General features: G+C 39.8%; 12 protein-coding genes and 1 other annotated feature. Of the genes, 9 read left to right on the top strand and 3 right to left on the bottom strand.

Annotated elements, in window-relative coordinates:
• Nucleotides 1-24: 24 nt before the first annotated feature.
• Nucleotides 25-231: a small acid-soluble spore protein SspI gene (sspI, locus tag MKY06_RS24165; protein WP_013059420.1), complete on the bottom strand. Its 207-nt coding sequence runs from the start codon at nt 229-231 to the stop codon at nt 25-27.
• A 140-nt stretch (nt 232-371) separates the two neighbouring features.
• On the opposite strand from sspI, the gene MKY06_RS24160 reads away from it, so the two are divergent.
• The 3 genes from MKY06_RS24160 to pheT all read left to right on the top strand — a co-directional run bounded on the left by MKY06_RS24160 (nt 372) and on the right by pheT (nt 4,937).
• Nucleotides 372-1,136 carry a TrmH family RNA methyltransferase gene (locus tag MKY06_RS24160; RefSeq protein ID WP_172802886.1) on the top strand — a complete coding sequence of 255 codons (765 nt, stop codon included), beginning with the start codon at nt 372-374 and terminating at the stop codon, nt 1,134-1,136.
• A gap of 48 nt (nt 1,137-1,184) precedes the next feature.
• Nucleotides 1,185-1,420 (top strand) — a binding site (T-box leader).
• Nucleotides 1,421-1,474: 54 nt separating this feature from the next.
• Nucleotides 1,475-2,509, top strand: a complete 1,035-nt coding sequence (gene pheS, locus MKY06_RS24155) for a phenylalanine--tRNA ligase subunit alpha (protein ID WP_013059418.1) — start codon at nt 1,475-1,477, stop codon at nt 2,507-2,509.
• A gap of 13 nt (nt 2,510-2,522) precedes the next feature.
• Nucleotides 2,523-4,937 (top strand): phenylalanine--tRNA ligase subunit beta, encoded by a 2,415-nt coding sequence (gene pheT / locus MKY06_RS24150; RefSeq protein WP_064472164.1) that lies wholly within the window; start codon nt 2,523-2,525, stop codon nt 4,935-4,937.
• A 33-nt stretch (nt 4,938-4,970) separates the two neighbouring features.
• Here pheT and rnhC read toward each other — a convergent pair whose 3' ends face one another.
• Nucleotides 4,971-5,885: a ribonuclease HIII gene (gene rnhC / locus MKY06_RS24145; RefSeq protein WP_029320037.1), complete on the bottom strand. Its 915-nt coding sequence runs from the start codon at nt 5,883-5,885 to the stop codon at nt 4,971-4,973.
• 143 nt (nt 5,886-6,028) lie between these two features.
• Between rnhC and zapA the strand changes: the two genes are divergently transcribed.
• The 5 genes from zapA to MKY06_RS24120 all read left to right on the top strand — a co-directional run bounded on the left by zapA (nt 6,029) and on the right by MKY06_RS24120 (nt 11,726).
• Nucleotides 6,029-6,289 carry a cell division protein ZapA gene (gene zapA / locus MKY06_RS24140; protein ID WP_013059415.1) on the top strand — a complete coding sequence of 87 codons (261 nt, stop codon included), beginning with the start codon at nt 6,029-6,031 and terminating at the stop codon, nt 6,287-6,289.
• Complete coding sequence (locus tag MKY06_RS24135) at nt 6,286-6,843, top strand: CvpA family protein (RefSeq protein WP_014458067.1); 558 nt, start codon at nt 6,286-6,288, stop codon at nt 6,841-6,843. Before zapA ends, MKY06_RS24135 begins: the two co-directional genes overlap by 4 nt.
• Before the next feature lie 198 nt (nt 6,844-7,041).
• Nucleotides 7,042-8,754 (top strand): DNA polymerase/3'-5' exonuclease PolX, encoded by a 1,713-nt coding sequence (polX, locus tag MKY06_RS24130; RefSeq protein ID WP_013059413.1) that lies wholly within the window; start codon nt 7,042-7,044, stop codon nt 8,752-8,754.
• A gap of 19 nt (nt 8,755-8,773) precedes the next feature.
• Nucleotides 8,774-11,137, top strand: a complete 2,364-nt coding sequence (locus MKY06_RS24125; protein WP_057274072.1) for an endonuclease MutS2 — start codon at nt 8,774-8,776, stop codon at nt 11,135-11,137.
• A gap of 181 nt (nt 11,138-11,318) precedes the next feature.
• Nucleotides 11,319-11,726 carry a DUF350 domain-containing protein gene (locus MKY06_RS24120; protein WP_013059411.1) on the top strand — a complete coding sequence of 136 codons (408 nt, stop codon included), beginning with the start codon at nt 11,319-11,321 and terminating at the stop codon, nt 11,724-11,726.
• Nucleotides 11,727-11,877: 151 nt separating this feature from the next.
• On the opposite strand, the gene MKY06_RS24115 is transcribed toward MKY06_RS24120, so the two are convergent.
• On the bottom strand, nt 11,878-12,984 hold the full coding sequence (locus MKY06_RS24115; RefSeq protein ID WP_029320047.1) for a 5-methyltetrahydropteroyltriglutamate--homocysteine S-methyltransferase: 1,107 nt from the start codon (nt 12,982-12,984) through the stop codon (nt 11,878-11,880).
• 212 nt (nt 12,985-13,196) lie between these two features.
• Between MKY06_RS24115 and MKY06_RS24110 the strand changes: the two genes are divergently transcribed.
• Nucleotides 13,197-14,894 carry an AMP-binding protein gene (locus MKY06_RS24110; protein WP_057274071.1) on the top strand — a complete coding sequence of 566 codons (1,698 nt, stop codon included), beginning with the start codon at nt 13,197-13,199 and terminating at the stop codon, nt 14,892-14,894.
• Nucleotides 14,895-14,913 lie beyond the last annotated feature (19 nt).

Raw genomic sequence — 14,913 nt, 5'->3', positions numbered from 1 at the left:
TTGTTGTACATAGGAAAAGGCTATTTATTTTAAACCGTTTTCAAGCGTTGTCAGAATTTCTTCTTTTTCTGATTCTGGAGACTTTTCCCAAAGCACCTCAAATAAAACACCAAGTCCAGGGAGCATTTTTTCTTCACCGCTTTGAATAGCGTCAGAAATTGTAGCTTCAAGCTCTTCTTTTGAGTTTCCTGAAACGTTTGCAATAACAGCATTTCGTAAATTAAGATCCATCATTTTCACCTCAGCTATCGTAAAGTTACCAATAGTTTTTGTTTTCTTTGCGATTTCTATGTACAATAAAGTGAAACTTATCTAATGATTATTGAGCAAAATGTAATCGAACTATTTATTTTTGTATAGATAAAGGAGTTATGTTTGTGAAACAAATTGATTCAGTTAAAAATCCGCAGGTAAAAGCGTGGAAAAAGCTGCATAATAAAAAAGACCGTGATAAGCAGGGCCTTTTTATGGTAGAAGGCTTTCATTTAGTCGAAGAAGCTATCAAAAATAAGGATTGCGTAAAGGAACTAATTATACGCGAATCGATTGAAGTGCCAGCACAGTGGAACATAGATGGTATCGAAATAACCGTTGTAAACGAAGCAATAATTAAATTGTTATCTGACACAGAAACACCTCAAGGAATTATCGCTGTGTGTTTTCAAACGAAGCATGCAGAAATCATTCATACAGCACAGAAAGTATTGCTTTTAGATGCGGTGCAAGATCCAGGTAACCTAGGTACGATTATTCGAACCGCTGATGCTGCCGGAGTGGAGGCTATTATCGTTGGAGAGGGCAGCGTGGATGTGTACAACCCAAAAGTCGTTCGTTCAACGCAAGGAGCTATTTTTCACCTTCCAATTGTAAAAGGTGATTTACTCGAAATGATTTCACTGTTAAAAGAAAGAGAAATAGCAGTTTACGGCACGTCGTTACAAAATGGAAAGGTCTATACATGCGTAAAACCTTCAAACGAATTTGCGCTGGTTGTGGGAAATGAAGGAAACGGCGTAAGCGAGAAAGTGCTGGAACAAGCGGATCAGAATCTGTACATTCCCATCTATGGAAAGAGCGAGTCGCTAAATGTTGCCATCGCTTCTGGAATCTTACTTTATTATTTACGCGGAATGTAGTTGCATCGAGAACGTGTTTTCACTATAATAATACAATAGTTACATATGTAAAAAACGATGAAAGAGAGCAGTAGCTTATGTCCGTTTATGCAGGGAGAAAATGCCGTGACTGAAAGCATTTTTATAAATGTAATAAGTGAATTCACCTCTTGAGTTGACACTTAGACCATCTTACATAGATGTAAAGGTGTTCCGGAGATTCCGTTAACTTGAATGAAGTGAACTGTATACGTCTGTGTATATAGTTAACAAGGGTGGTAACGCGACTAATCCTCGTCCCTTTTTTGGGAGGAGGTTTTTTTATTTGTCATTTTTTACGTTAAAAGGAGGAATAAGTGATGAAAGAACGTTTACAAGAACTTCAACAAGAAGCAATTGCAAAAGTCGAAACAGCAAGTGCTTTAAAAGAATTAAACGACGTACGCGTAGCTTATTTAGGAAAGAAAGGCCCTATCACAGAAGTACTTCGCGGTATGGGAAAACTTTCAGCTGAAGAGCGTCCTGTAATGGGAGCACTTGCAAATGAAGTGCGTGAAGCTATTGCATCTAAAATTGAAGAAAAACAAACGGCGTTAGAAGCAGCCGAGGTAGAGCGTAAACTTGCTTCAGAAACAATCGACGTAACGCTGCCAGGACGCCCAGTTAAAGCAGGTACGCATCACCCGCTAACAAGCGTGGTTGAAGAAGTAGAAGATTTATTCTTAGGAATGGGCTATGAAGTAGCAGAAGGACCGGAAGTAGAGCAGGACTACTATAATTTCGAAGCGCTGAACTTGCCAAAAGGTCACCCAGCACGTGATATGCAAGATACGTTCTATATTACGGAAGAAACGCTTCTTCGTACGCATACATCAACTGTTCAAGCTCGTGTTATGAACAAGAATGAAGGCAAAGGACCTGTTAAAATTATTTGCCCGGGCAAAGTGTACCGCCGCGATGACGATGATGCTACGCATTCTCATCAATTCATGCAAATTGAAGGTCTTGTAGTAGACGAAAACATTCGTATGAGCGATTTAAAAGGCACGCTTGAAGTATTTGTGAAAAAGATGTTCGGTGCAGACCGTGAAATTCGTCTTCGTCCAAGTTTCTTCCCGTTCACTGAGCCGTCTGTAGAAGTAGACGTATCGTGTGCAAAATGTGGAGGTAAAGGCTGTAATGTATGTAAACAAACAGGCTGGATTGAAATTTTAGGAGCAGGCATGGTTCATCCAAATGTCCTTGAAATGGCTGGATACGATTCAACTAAATATCGTGGGTTTGCTTTTGGAATCGGTGTAGAGCGTATTGCTATGTTAAAACACGGCGTGGATGATATTCGTCATTTCTATACAAATGATGTTCGTTTCTTAGATCAATTTAAACAAGTATAAAGGAGGGACTACGATGTTTGTATCTTATCGTTGGTTACAAGAGTATGTTGACTTATCAGGCGTAACGGCAGAAGAGTTAGCAGATAAAATCACAAAAAGTGGAATTGAAGTTGAAGGTGTAGAAAACTTAAATAAAGGCATCAGCGGAGTGGTAATTGGTCACGTTGTAGAACGTGAACAGCATCCAAATGCTGATAAATTAAGCCGCTGTCAAGTAGATCTTGGCGGAGGAGAAATCGTTCAAATCGTGTGCGGGGCACCGAACGTGGCACAAGGTCAAAAAGTAGCGGTTGCAAAAGTGGGAGCTGTACTTCCAGGTAACTTTAAAATCAAGCGTGCTAAGCTTCGCGGTGAAGAATCGAACGGTATGATTTGTTCTCTTCAAGAGCTTGGCATTGAAAGCAAGCTTGTGGCAAAAGATTATCAAGAAGGCATCTTCGTGTTCCCAAGCGATGCTGAAGTAGGAGCGGATGCACTAGATGCATTAAACTTAAACGATGAAGTATTAGAACTAGGGCTAACACCAAACCGTTCAGACTGCTTAAGTATGTTAGGTGTAGCACATGAAGTGGCTGCTATTTTACGTCGTGAAGTGAAGTATCCGTCAGTAAACGTGCAAACGTCTGATGAGCAAGCAGCTGATTATATTTCCGTTAAAGTAGAGGCAAAAGAAGACAATCCGCTTTACGTAGCGCGCGTTGTGAAAAACGTAAAAATTGCTCCGTCACCATTATGGATGCAAACGCGTTTAATGGCAGCTGGTATTCGACCTCATAACAACGTTGTTGATATTACCAACTATATTTTGCTTGAATACGGCCAGCCTCTGCATGCTTTTGACTATGATCGTCTTGGTTCAAAAGAAATTGTTGTACGTCACGCGTCAGAAGGCGAGAAGTTTGTAACACTTGATGACCAAGAGCGCGTATTAAAAGGCAATCAGCTTGTCATTACAAACGGAAGTGAGCCGGTAGCTCTTGCAGGTGTAATGGGCGGAGCGAACTCCGAAGTAAAAGACGATACGGTAAATGTTCTCATTGAATCAGCTTACTTCAAAGGCTTAACGGTTCGCCAAGCTTCAAAAGACCACGGTCTTCGCAGTGAGGCAAGCGCTCGTTTTGAAAAAGGAATTGATCCTAACCGTACGCGTGTAGCTGCTGACCGCGCAGCAGAATTAATGGCTGAATACGCTTCAGGTGAAGTGGTCAGTGGTACTGTAGAAGTGGATACACTAACTGTGGAACCTGCTGTTGTAGCTGTGTCACTTGGACGTATTAACGATGTGCTTGGTACAGAGCTATTAATGGAAGAAGTACAAGACATTATGAACCGTCTTCAATTTGAAAACAAAGTGGAAGACGAAACCATTGTTGTAACAGTGCCAACTCGTAGAGGCGATATTACAATTGAAGAAGATATCGTCGAGGAAGTAGCGCGTATGTATGGCTATGACAACCTTCCTACAACGCTTCCTGTAACAGTGGCAACTCCAGGAAAACTAACAGAATATCAGCTTGGACGCCGTAAAGTTCGCCGTTTCTTAGAAGGTGCGGGACTAGCACAAACAACAACATATTCGTTAACGAGCGCTGGAAAAGCTACTCAGTTTGCACTAAATGCAACAAGTACGATTGGTTTAGCAATGCCGATGAGTGAAGATCGCAGCATCCTTCGTCAAAGCTTAGTGCCTCATTTGCTAGAAGCAGTGAAGCATAATAATGCTCGTCAGTCGGATTCTATTGCGCTATACGAAACAGGCTCAGTGTTCTTATCTAAAGGTGAAGGAGAATTACCGGATGAGCAGGAGCGCGTAGCTGGTGCAATCACGGGTCTGTGGCATGCTCACGGCTGGCAAGGTGAAAAGAAAGTCGTTGATTTCTATGTGATTAAAGGTGTACTAGAAGGGTTATTTGCACAGCTTGGTTTGGAGAAACGAATCTCATATGCTCCCGTTAAAAAAGACGGTATGCACCCTGGACGTACAGCGGCTGTATGGTTAGATGAAAAAGAAATTGGATACGTAGGTCAAGTTCATCCTGTTGCTCAGAAACAATATGGTCTTCGTGAAACATACGTATTTGAATTACACCTTCAAGAGCTATTAGCTGCAGATGTCGAAGAAGTTCGTTATTCAGCTATTCCAAGATTCCCATCTATTACTCGTGATATTGCACTTGTTGTAGATAAAAACGTTCTTGGAGGAGAAGTTCAGCGCGTCATCTATGCGGCGGGCGGAGAACTTTTAAAAGACGTGACGGTATTTGATCTATATGAAGGAGAGCGTATGGAAGAAGGCAAGAAATCTGTAGCTTTCTCTTTACGTTACTTAGATCCTGAACGTACATTAACTGATGAAGAAGTAGCAAAAGCACATGGTGCAGTGTTAGAAGCTGTAGAAAAAGAATTTGGTGCAACGCTTCGTTCATAAGAATAAGAAAAGAGATGTGGATTTCCACATCTCTTATTTTTTAGCTAATTTTAAAGCTTTTTCTGTATTAGCAAAATGAATTTTAGCTAAAGAGTTCAGCGCATTCACGCCATGTTTCTTAATGATTTTAGCAGCGGCGATATCAACTTGTGCGCCAGCTCCGCGAGGAATAACCATCCCGGTCTTTTCGGTCAGCAAATCCATTTGTTTTAAAAATGCGTATCTGGCAATAATGGAAGCAGCAGCTACAGATAAATGAACGCTTTCTCCTTTTGTGCTGAAAAAGACATTTTCTTTGATAATTTCTTTTTCCTTTACCACGTGTTTATAATAGGTGTTTTTTTCGACAAACTGGTCAATTAAAATGGCATCGGGTTTTTCAGGATCCAATTTTTTTAACACGTTGGATAAAGCTTTGTTGTGTAACAGAGCTTTCATTTTACCTTGTGACATGCCTTTTTCTTGAAATGCATTATACTTTTCGTTATGTAAAACAAGCAAACTATAGGGAATAAACGAAACAAGCTGCTTGGCAATTTCAATAATTTTAGCATCCGTTAACTCTTTTGAATCGCGTACTCCTAATTCTTTTAACAAAGGAAGCTGCTCTTTTTGAACATAGGCAGCAACTACGGTCATAGGACCAAAATAATCTCCCGTCCCTACTTCGTCAGAACCGATGACCGATAGTGAGCTGAAGTTTGATGGGAGGTGGGAGACAGGATCCTTTTTCGCAGCATCTAAAGAGCCTCCCCACTTAGCCGCTTCTGTTTCAGCTTCTTTTCCTTGAAAAAGTACTTTTCCAGAGCGGTACGCAGTGATAGAACAGCCGGGAGTTTTAGCCGCAAACATACTTCCCTGCGGCAGTTTGGGCTGCAAATAGGATGTGTAATGAAGCTTCATTTTAGCTATTTGATCAGCTGATACCTTAATAACAGCATGTGACATAATGCTTCACTCCTTTCGGGGTATTTTAGTTTACTTTATAAGCACTATCCCTTATGATAGCTTAAATATAGATATGTTTCCATTGAAGTCTTCTTCGTGGTATGATAGGGATTAGGATTTTTCGTGGAACGGAGGATTTTCTCGTGTCAAGACAAGATAAAACACGTGCGACAGTTGACATCTTTGGTCAGCAGTACAGCATCGTCGGTAGCGAAAGTACAAGCCATATTCGACTTGTCGCCTCTATAGTGGATGAAAAAATGCGTGAAATCAGTACTAAAAACCCTTCTTTAGATATCAATAAATTAGCAGTATTAACAGCTGTGAATGCTGTACACGAATATATAAAACTGAAAGAAGACTATGAGAGACTTGAACAAAAACTTTATGGAAAAGAGGAATGACTGAGTCAATGCTTAATATCATTTTAATTATATTGCTTCTTTTAGGCTTTGTAACAGGTCTTAAAAGAGGATTTATTTTGCAGCTCATTCATATTGTCAGTTTTGCGGTTTCGTTTATCGTCGCTTATATGTTTAGTGGAGATTTGGCAAGCCGACTTCGCTTGTTGATTCCGTTTCCGGACAATATTCAGCAGCAAAGTGTCGCATCGTTTGTATTTGATTCTGGAACGATAGAAGACGCTTTTTATCGAATGATTGCATTTGCGATTTTATTTTTTGCTACTCACATTGTACTTCGCCTTGCAGGCTCTGTTTTAACGGCTTTAACCGAACTGCCAATTCTGCGCCAGTTAAATAAATGGGGCGGAGGTGCACTTGGATTCGTTGAAGTGTATATCATCGTTTTTATTTTGTTATACATTGGAGCCGTGATTCCTGTAAGTGAAATTCAAACGCCAATTCAACAGTCTTCAATTGCAATCAATATCGTACAAAATACTCCATACTTATCGTCTGCGATTCAAGATTTGTGGACTCAGTATGGTGTAATGTAATGAAATTACAATAGCTTGTTGAGAGGGTGTGTCGAAAGTGTCATAATACTTTTGAGATACCCTCTTTTTTTATCGCAGTCTAATCTGCGGTTTTCACGAGGATAAAAGTATGTCTATATGAAAATTTGAGAGAGTAAATATGTCACTCATCATGTTTTTGAAAGTTTCGTTATTATGATAATAGGCTGGTGAAAAGAGATGAATAAAAAGGATATTATTAAATTGTTAGAAACAATTGCTACATATATGGAATTAAAGGGAGATAACCCTTTTAAAATTTCTGCTTTTCGAAAAGCAGCTGCAGCGCTAGAAACGGACGAAAGAACGCTGACAGAGATTGAGGATTTTACAAAGCTCCAAGGGATTGGAAAAGGAACGGCTGCAGTCATTACAGAGTATATGGAAACAAATGAGTCAAGCGTATTAGAAGAACTAAAGCAAGAAGTTCCTGAAGGACTTATTCCTTTGCTTAAGCTGCCGGGGCTTGGAGGTAAAAAAATCGCTAAATTATATAAAGAGCTAGATATTCGGGATATGGAATCACTGCATCAGGCCTGTATGGAAAATCGAGTGCAGGGACTAAGCGGTTTTGGTAAAAAGACAGAAGAGAAAATTATCGCTGCTATTGAAGAGTTTGGGAAGCGTCCTGATCGTTTGCCTCTTGCTTTTATGCTTCCAATAGCGGAAGACATTTTAGAAGCCCTTAAACATATGCATAGCATTGAGCGTTTTTCTCAAGCAGGGAGCATTCGCCGCATGAGGGAAACCGTAAAAGATCTTGATTTTATTATTTCAACAGCTGAGCCTCATGCTGTCCGTGAACAGCTAGTATCGCTGCCAAATGTGAAGGATATCATTGCAAATGGAGATACAAAAGTATCGGTAACGTTAGCCTATGAGTACGATGTGTCTGTGGATTTTCGTCTTGTAGAAGATAAAGCGTTTGCCACAACGCTGCACCATTTTACAGGATCAAAAGATCATAATGTGCGTATGCGTCAATTAGCAAAAGAACGCGGTGAAAAAATTAGCGAGTATGGCGTTGAAAATGCCGAGACAGGCGAAGTCATGACTTTTGAGTCTGAACAAGCATTCTATGAACATTTTGGGCTCTCTTTTATTCCGCCGGAACTTCGTGAAGATGGAACGGAAGTAGATGCATTTATAAAGCCTCAAAAGCTTGTGACCTACGGTGCCGTAAAAGGTGATTTGCATATGCACTCCACGTGGAGCGACGGGGCGTATTCGATTGAAGAAATGGCGGAAGCATGTCGCGCGCGAGGCTATGAGTACATGGCGATTACAGACCATTCTCAGTATTTAAAAGTAGCAAACGGTCTAACGCCTGAACGCATTCGTAAACAGCGTGAAGAAATTAATCGTTTAAACGCACAGTTCGATGATTTTACAATACTAGCAGGAATTGAAATGGATATTTTGCCTGATGCAACACTTGATTATGATGATGAAATGCTAGCTGAGCTAGATTTTGTTATTGCGTCCATTCACTCTAGTTTTTCGCAATCACGCGAAGAAATTATGAATCGCTTAAAGCAAGCGTTAAACAATGTTCATGTAGATTTAATCGCTCATCCGACGGGTCGTTTGATTGGTCGCCGCAACGGATATGATGTAGATATTGATATGCTAATTGAATTAGCTAAAGAAACAAAAACGGCTCTTGAACTAAACGCGAATCCAAACCGTTTAGATTTAGCGGCTGAGCATATAAAAAAAGCCCAAGAGGCAGGAGTTAAAATTGCTATTAATACAGATGCTCACAATCTAGACATGCTAGAGCATATGGAAATTGGAATATCTACGGGAATTAAAGGCTGGCTTAAACCAGAAACGGTATTAAATACGTATAGTCTCAAAGAATTAACCGCCTTTTTAAATCGACATAAATAAGCAACAGGAGGAATCAGTTTTGCAATCACGTATTTTTCATGTACTAGAGTTTAATAAAGTTAAGGAACAGCTTCAGAAAAAAGTAGCTTCTTCTTTAGGCCGAGAAAAAGTAGCGAATTTGATTCCCTCGACTCAGTATGAAGAAGTAGTCAAATGGCAGGAAGCAACAGATGAAGCTACAACCGTGCTGCGATTGCGTGGCAACGTACCGCTAGGGGGCATTTTTGACGTTCGATCTAGCGTGAAGCGCGCTGAAATTGGGGGAACGCTAAGCTCTAATGAACTTCTTGATGTAGCAAGCACTATTTATGCTGCAAGACAAGTCAAGCAATTTATCGAGCAAGTAGTGGAAGACGAAGATTTACAGCTTCCAATTATAACTGAACATATCGAAAAACTAATGCCTCTTCCTGAGGTAGAACAAACAATTAAAATGAGTATTGATGAGAATGGTACAGTGCTAGACGGTGCAAGCGACCAGCTAAGAGGCATTCGTCAAAAACTTCGCTCAACGGAGTCTCGTATTCGCGAAAAGCTAGAGAGCCTTATTCGCTCCTCGTCCGCTCAAAAAATGTTGTCAGATGCAATTGTTACCATTCGAAACGAACGTTTTGTTATTCCTGTTAAGCAAGAATATCGCAGTGCGTATGGAGGCATTGTGCACGATCAGTCTTCATCTGGAGCAACTTTATTTATTGAGCCTCAGGCGATTGTGACGTTAAACAATGAGCTTCAAGAAGCAAAAGTAAAAGAAAAACAAGAAATTGAGCGTATTCTCATTGCTTTAACCGTTCAGGTAGCGGAAGTGGCAAATGAACTCCGTCAAAACGTGTATCTGTTAGGTGAGCTGGACTTCATGTTTGCTAAAGGGCGCTATAGCCATGAGCTAAAAGCTTCAAAACCTAAAATGAACGACCGAGGCTATATTAAGTTAGTGAAGGCAAAACATCCTCTTATTGCACAGGAAGACGTCGTTGCGAATGATATTGAGCTAGGTGATCAATATACATCTATCGTTATTACAGGGCCAAATACCGGCGGTAAAACCGTAACGTTAAAAACACTTGGATTATTTACGTTAATGGCTCAAGCAGGTTTGCAGATTCCTGCGCTGGATGGATCGGAAATGGCTGTGTTTAAGCACGTATTTGCTGATATTGGAGATGAGCAGTCGATTGAACAAAGTTTGAGTACCTTTTCATCTCATATGGTCAACATTGTAGATATTTTACAAAAAGTAGATCACGAAAGTCTGGTCTTGTTCGATGAATTGGGAGCAGGAACGGATCCTCAAGAAGGTGCAGCGCTTGCGATTTCGATTTTAGATCAAGTATATGAAAGAGGCGCTCGCGTAGTTGCGACTACTCACTATCCTGAATTAAAAGCGTACGGCTATAACCGTGAAGGAGTGGTCAATGCTAGCGTAGAGTTCGATATTGAAACATTGAGCCCTACTTACAAGCTGCTGATTGGTGTACCGGGCCGAAGCAATGCTTTTGAGATTTCAAAACGTTTAGGTTTAAGTGCTGAAGTAATTGAACGTGCCAAAGGCTATATTGGCTCAGAAACAAATAAAGTAGAAAATATGATTGCCTCTCTTGAAGATAGCCGCCGTCAGTCTGAACACGAGCTAGAAGAAGCTGAAGAGCTAAGAAAAGAGGCTCAGAAGCTTCATAAAGAGTTACAGAGTCAGATTATTGATTTTAATGAAAAACGAGATAAGCTGTACGAAAAAGCTGAAGAAAAAGCTCAAGCCACAGTTAAAGCAGCATCTGAAGAAGCAGAGAAAATCATTAGCGATTTGCGTAAAATGAGTCAAAAAAATCATGCGCTTGTAAAAGAGCATGAATTGATTGAAGCGCGTAAGCGTCTAGAAGATGCAGTTCCAACTCTTGAAAAAAGTAAAAAGAAACCAGCTGCGCCGAAAAAACAAGAGCGCACTCTTCAAGCTGGAGATGAAGTGAAAGTCTTAAGCTGGGGACAAAAAGGAACGCTTGTAGAACGAGTAAGCAATAATGAATGGCAAGTACAAATGGGGATCATGAAAATGAAGGTGAAAGAAAAAGATCTCGAATATATCAGTTCCCCAAAACCTGTAGAAACAAAGCCGCTTGCTACGGTAAAGGGAAAAGATTATCACGTAAATCTAGAACTGGATTTAAGAGGAGAGCGCTATGAAAATGCGCTGATTCGAGTTGAAAAATATATTGATGATGCTTTGTTAGCCAACTATCCGCGCGTTTCGATTATCCACGGTAAAGGAACTGGAGCTCTTCGTAAAGGCGTACAGGAATATTTGAAAAATCATCGTTCTGTTAAAAATATTCGTTTCGGAGAGGCTTCTGAAGGAGGTTCTGGCGTTACGGTTGTGGAATTTAAATAAAAGAACGCTGAAATAAAAGTGTCAGTCGATGCGCTGAACAAGCATATATGAAGATAGAAAATCCGACATGGCTCATAGACTATGCTGGGTTTTCTATGTCTTTTAAGAACGATACAAGTAAAGGAAAGAGACCTGTCAGTTCATTACGTCAAGTGTAATATAAATTAGGAGTGATGCAAAAATGAGGGATTTTTGGAAAGACCCGTATATTGAATCTGCCGCTTATTACAGCGTGGTTGTCTTGAGCATTGTCGTCTTTCTTGTTGTGTTTGAGCTCGTTACTAAGTATAAGAATTGGGAAGAGATTCAAAAAGGAAATATGGCTGTTGCGATGGCAACAGGTGGGAAAATATTTGGATTAGCTAATATTTTTCGCTATTCGATTGAGCATAATGACAACTTGTTAAGAATGCTCGGATGGGGAATATATGGGTTCGTTCTTTTACTAGTCAGCTATTTTATTTTCGAATTTTTGACGCCAAAATTTCGAATCGATGATGAAATTGAACAAGATAACAGAGCCGTTGGGTTTATTTCACTTGTTATTTCAATCGGTATGTCCTATGTAATAGGAGCAGGGATAGGATAGGAGAGAGTCATGGAGAAGTTAGCGAAAATTTTACTCGTTTTATGCGGAGTGTTTATGCTTATTGGTCTTATCTATTTATCTATATAGCTTTTCCTAACATTATGATGACAGCAAAAAAGCTGACCTTAAAGCAGGTCAGCTTTTTTAATGATTACTTCCATACGTCTTCAGTAATTGAAATCACGTGCTTTACTTTATCCCACTGCTGTTCTTCAGTTAGTAAATTTCCTTCTTCTGTAGAAGCAAATCCGCACTGGGGACTTAAACAAATTTGATCAAGAGAAACAAATTCTGCCGCTTCAGCAATTCTTTTTTTCACTGCTTCAGGATCTTCTAAATCTCCAAATTTTGATGTGATAAGACCAAGGACAATCTGAAGATCATCTCGCTTTACATGGCGAAGAGGTTCGAATCCTCCTGAGCGTTCATCATCAAATTCTAAAAATAGTCCATCTACGTTTAACTGACTGAAAATAGCTTTTGACGCATTTTCATAACCGCCGCTTGCTGTATAAGTAGACTGGAAATTCCCTCTGCAAATATGCATTGTAATGACCATATCATCTGGCTTATGCGCAATGGATTCATTGATCGCATCCGTAAAACGTTTCAGTAATTCTTGGGGCGTGAAACCTTTTGAAGCGATTTGTTCTTGTCCTTTTTCTGAGAAAAAGACTGCCCACGCAGTATCATCTAACTGTAAGTAGCGGCATCCGGCATCATAAAATGCTTGAATGGCTTTTTGATACGTTTTAACTAAATCAGCAAAAAATACATCCGTATCCGAGTAAGCAGACTCTTCAATATGACCTCTGAAAAACAGCATATTAGGACTTGGAATGGTGAACTTAGCTACGTGTTTTTTTCCAGCAGCTTGATGAAGAAATTTATAATCTTCAATCATAGGGTGGTGATTAAAATCTAGTTTTCCAGTCACTTTTATACCGTGAGCTTTTGTTTGGACTCCGTGAAACTGAATTCCCGACTCTGCTTCGTAAAGTTCTACGCCAACAAGCTCTGACAGAAAATCAAAGTGCCACCACGCACGGCGAAACTCACCGTCTGTGACGGCTTTTAATCCAATTTGTTTTTGCTTTTCTACGAGCTTACGAATTTCTTCATCTTCAATTGCTCGAAGATGCTTCTTTGTCATTTCCCCGTTTTCCACTTGTAATCGTGCTTGCTTGATACGCTCGGGACGCAAAAAGCTTCCAACGTGATCTGCTTTGAACGGTCCTTTAGTCAATGTTGTTGTCAATTCATACAGCTCCTTAAAAAAAATCTAATTTTTATTATATACAAAAAATTCGGATAATGTACAGAGGTAAATCCAATTTTTATTTATTACGCTGCAGGATGAAAGAGTGATTAGGTAGGAAAGAGAACATTCAATAACGATTGCATCTAAAAAAAGAATGAACTATAATTTTAATTAGAAAATTCTAATTTTTTATTTTTTTGAGGGAGAGGATGCGTGTGGAATCCACCGAAAAGATATGGCTTTCTCAATATCCAGATGAAATACCTGCTAGGCTTCATTATGAACAAAAAAATTTAGCACAGCTTTTTGAAGAAGCAGTTCAAAAGGATCCTAAAAAAAGCGCAATCTATTTTCTAGGGAAAAAAATGACGTTTTCCCAGCTGCATCAAGATTCTCTGAAGCTGTCATCTTACCTTATTAAACTGGGATTAAAAAGAGGGGATAGAGTAGCCATTATGCTTCCAAACTGCCCTCAAGCTGTCATTTCCTTTTATGCTGTTCTTCTTGCCGGAGGAGTAGTCGTTCAAACAAACCCTTTGTATACGGAAAGAGAGTTAGAGTATCAGCTTAATGATTCAGAAGCGACCATGATTATTGCACTCGATTTGCTATATCCGCGTGCAGTAAAAATGAAAGCGTTAACAAAAATAAAGCACGTAGTCATCACCTCTATTCAAGATTATCTCCCATTTCCCAAAAACATAATTTATCCATTTATTCAGCGCAAGCAGCAGAAGATAAGCGTGGATGTGAGTCATACGGAGACTACTCATTTATTTAAACGTATTATAAATGAATCCTCTCCCGCAGTATGTAACGCTGAGGGAATTTCAGACGAAGATATCGCGATTTTACAATACACCGGGGGAACAACAGGTTTTCCAAAAGGAGTCATGCTTACTCATAAAAACTTGGTAGCTAATGCAACGATGTGTTCACATTGGTTATACCGCTGCAGGCACGGAGAAGAAAAAGTGCTTGGAATTATCCCGTTTTTTCATGTGTATGGTTTAACAACGGTTCTTGTTCTATCGGTTTTGCAAAACTATGAGATGGTTCTTCTGCCTAAATTTGATGCAAAAACGACGCTCAAAACCATTCATAAGCAGCAGCCTACTTTATTTCCAGGTGCTCCGACAATTTACATTGCATTATTAAACCATCCTGATTTAGCAAAATACAACCTATCTTCTATTGATTCATGTATGAGCGGTTCGGCTCCACTTCCTGTGGAAGTGCAGGAGCAGTTTGAAAAGCTCACCGGAGGTAAACTAGTGGAAGGATATGGATTAACGGAAAGCTCTCCTGTTACTCATGCTAATTTTCTTTGGAAAGAGAGAATACCAGGAAGCATTGGAGTGCCTTGGCCAGACACAGATGCCAAAATTCTCTCGTTTGAAACAGGTAAAGAAGCTGCTGTAAGCGAAGTAGGAGAAATTGCGGTTAAAGGTCCTCAGGTCATGAAAGGATATTGGAAGCAGCCTGAAGAAACGGAGGCTGTTATGCGAGACGGATGGTTGCTAACAGGTGATGTTGGCTATATGGATGATAAAGGTTATTTTTATGTAGTAGATCGGAAGAAAGATATTATTATTGCCGGGGGATATAATATCTACCCTCGAGAAGTTGAAGAAGTATTATATGAGCATGAAAAAATTCAAGAAGCTGTAGTGGTGGGTGTTCCTGACCCATATAGAGGAGAAACGGTGAAGGCTTACATTGTATTAAAAAATGGTGTAAGATGTACTGAAGAAGAGTTAAATGAGTTTTCTAGAAAGTATTTAGCTGCTTATAAAGTTCCGCGCCTTTATGAATTTCGAAATGAGCTTCCCAAAACAGCGGTCGGTAAGATTCTGCGACGAGCGCTGATTGATGAAGAAAATGAAAAGCATAAAAAGGCGACGTAATCGATCGTCGCCTTTGATT

This window comes from Priestia sp. FSL P4-0332 (assembly GCF_038005845.1).
Taxonomy (GTDB): Bacteria; Bacillota; Bacilli; order Bacillales; family Bacillaceae_H; genus Priestia.
This window is presented reverse-complemented; position numbering and strand designations above follow the sequence as displayed.

Excerpts from the sequence above, each read along its gene's own strand:
- sspI (WP_013059420.1), bottom strand. The coding sequence starts at position 231 with ATGGATCTTAATTTACGAAATGCTGTTATTGCAAACGTTTCAGGAAAC.
- MKY06_RS24160 (WP_172802886.1), top strand. The coding sequence starts at position 372 with ATGTTTGTGAAACAAATTGATTCAGTTAAAAATCCGCAGGTAAAAGCG.
- pheS (WP_013059418.1), top strand. The coding sequence starts at position 1,475 with ATGAAAGAACGTTTACAAGAACTTCAACAAGAAGCAATTGCAAAAGTC.
- pheT (WP_064472164.1), top strand. The coding sequence starts at position 2,523 with ATGTTTGTATCTTATCGTTGGTTACAAGAGTATGTTGACTTATCAGGC.
- rnhC (WP_029320037.1), bottom strand. The coding sequence starts at position 5,885 with ATGTCACATGCTGTTATTAAGGTATCAGCTGATCAAATAGCTAAAATG.
- MKY06_RS24135 (WP_014458067.1), top strand. The coding sequence starts at position 6,286 with ATGACTGAGTCAATGCTTAATATCATTTTAATTATATTGCTTCTTTTA.
- polX (WP_013059413.1), top strand. The coding sequence starts at position 7,042 with ATGAATAAAAAGGATATTATTAAATTGTTAGAAACAATTGCTACATAT.
- MKY06_RS24120 (WP_013059411.1), top strand. The coding sequence starts at position 11,319 with ATGAGGGATTTTTGGAAAGACCCGTATATTGAATCTGCCGCTTATTAC.
- MKY06_RS24110 (WP_057274071.1), top strand. The coding sequence starts at position 13,197 with ATGCGTGTGGAATCCACCGAAAAGATATGGCTTTCTCAATATCCAGAT.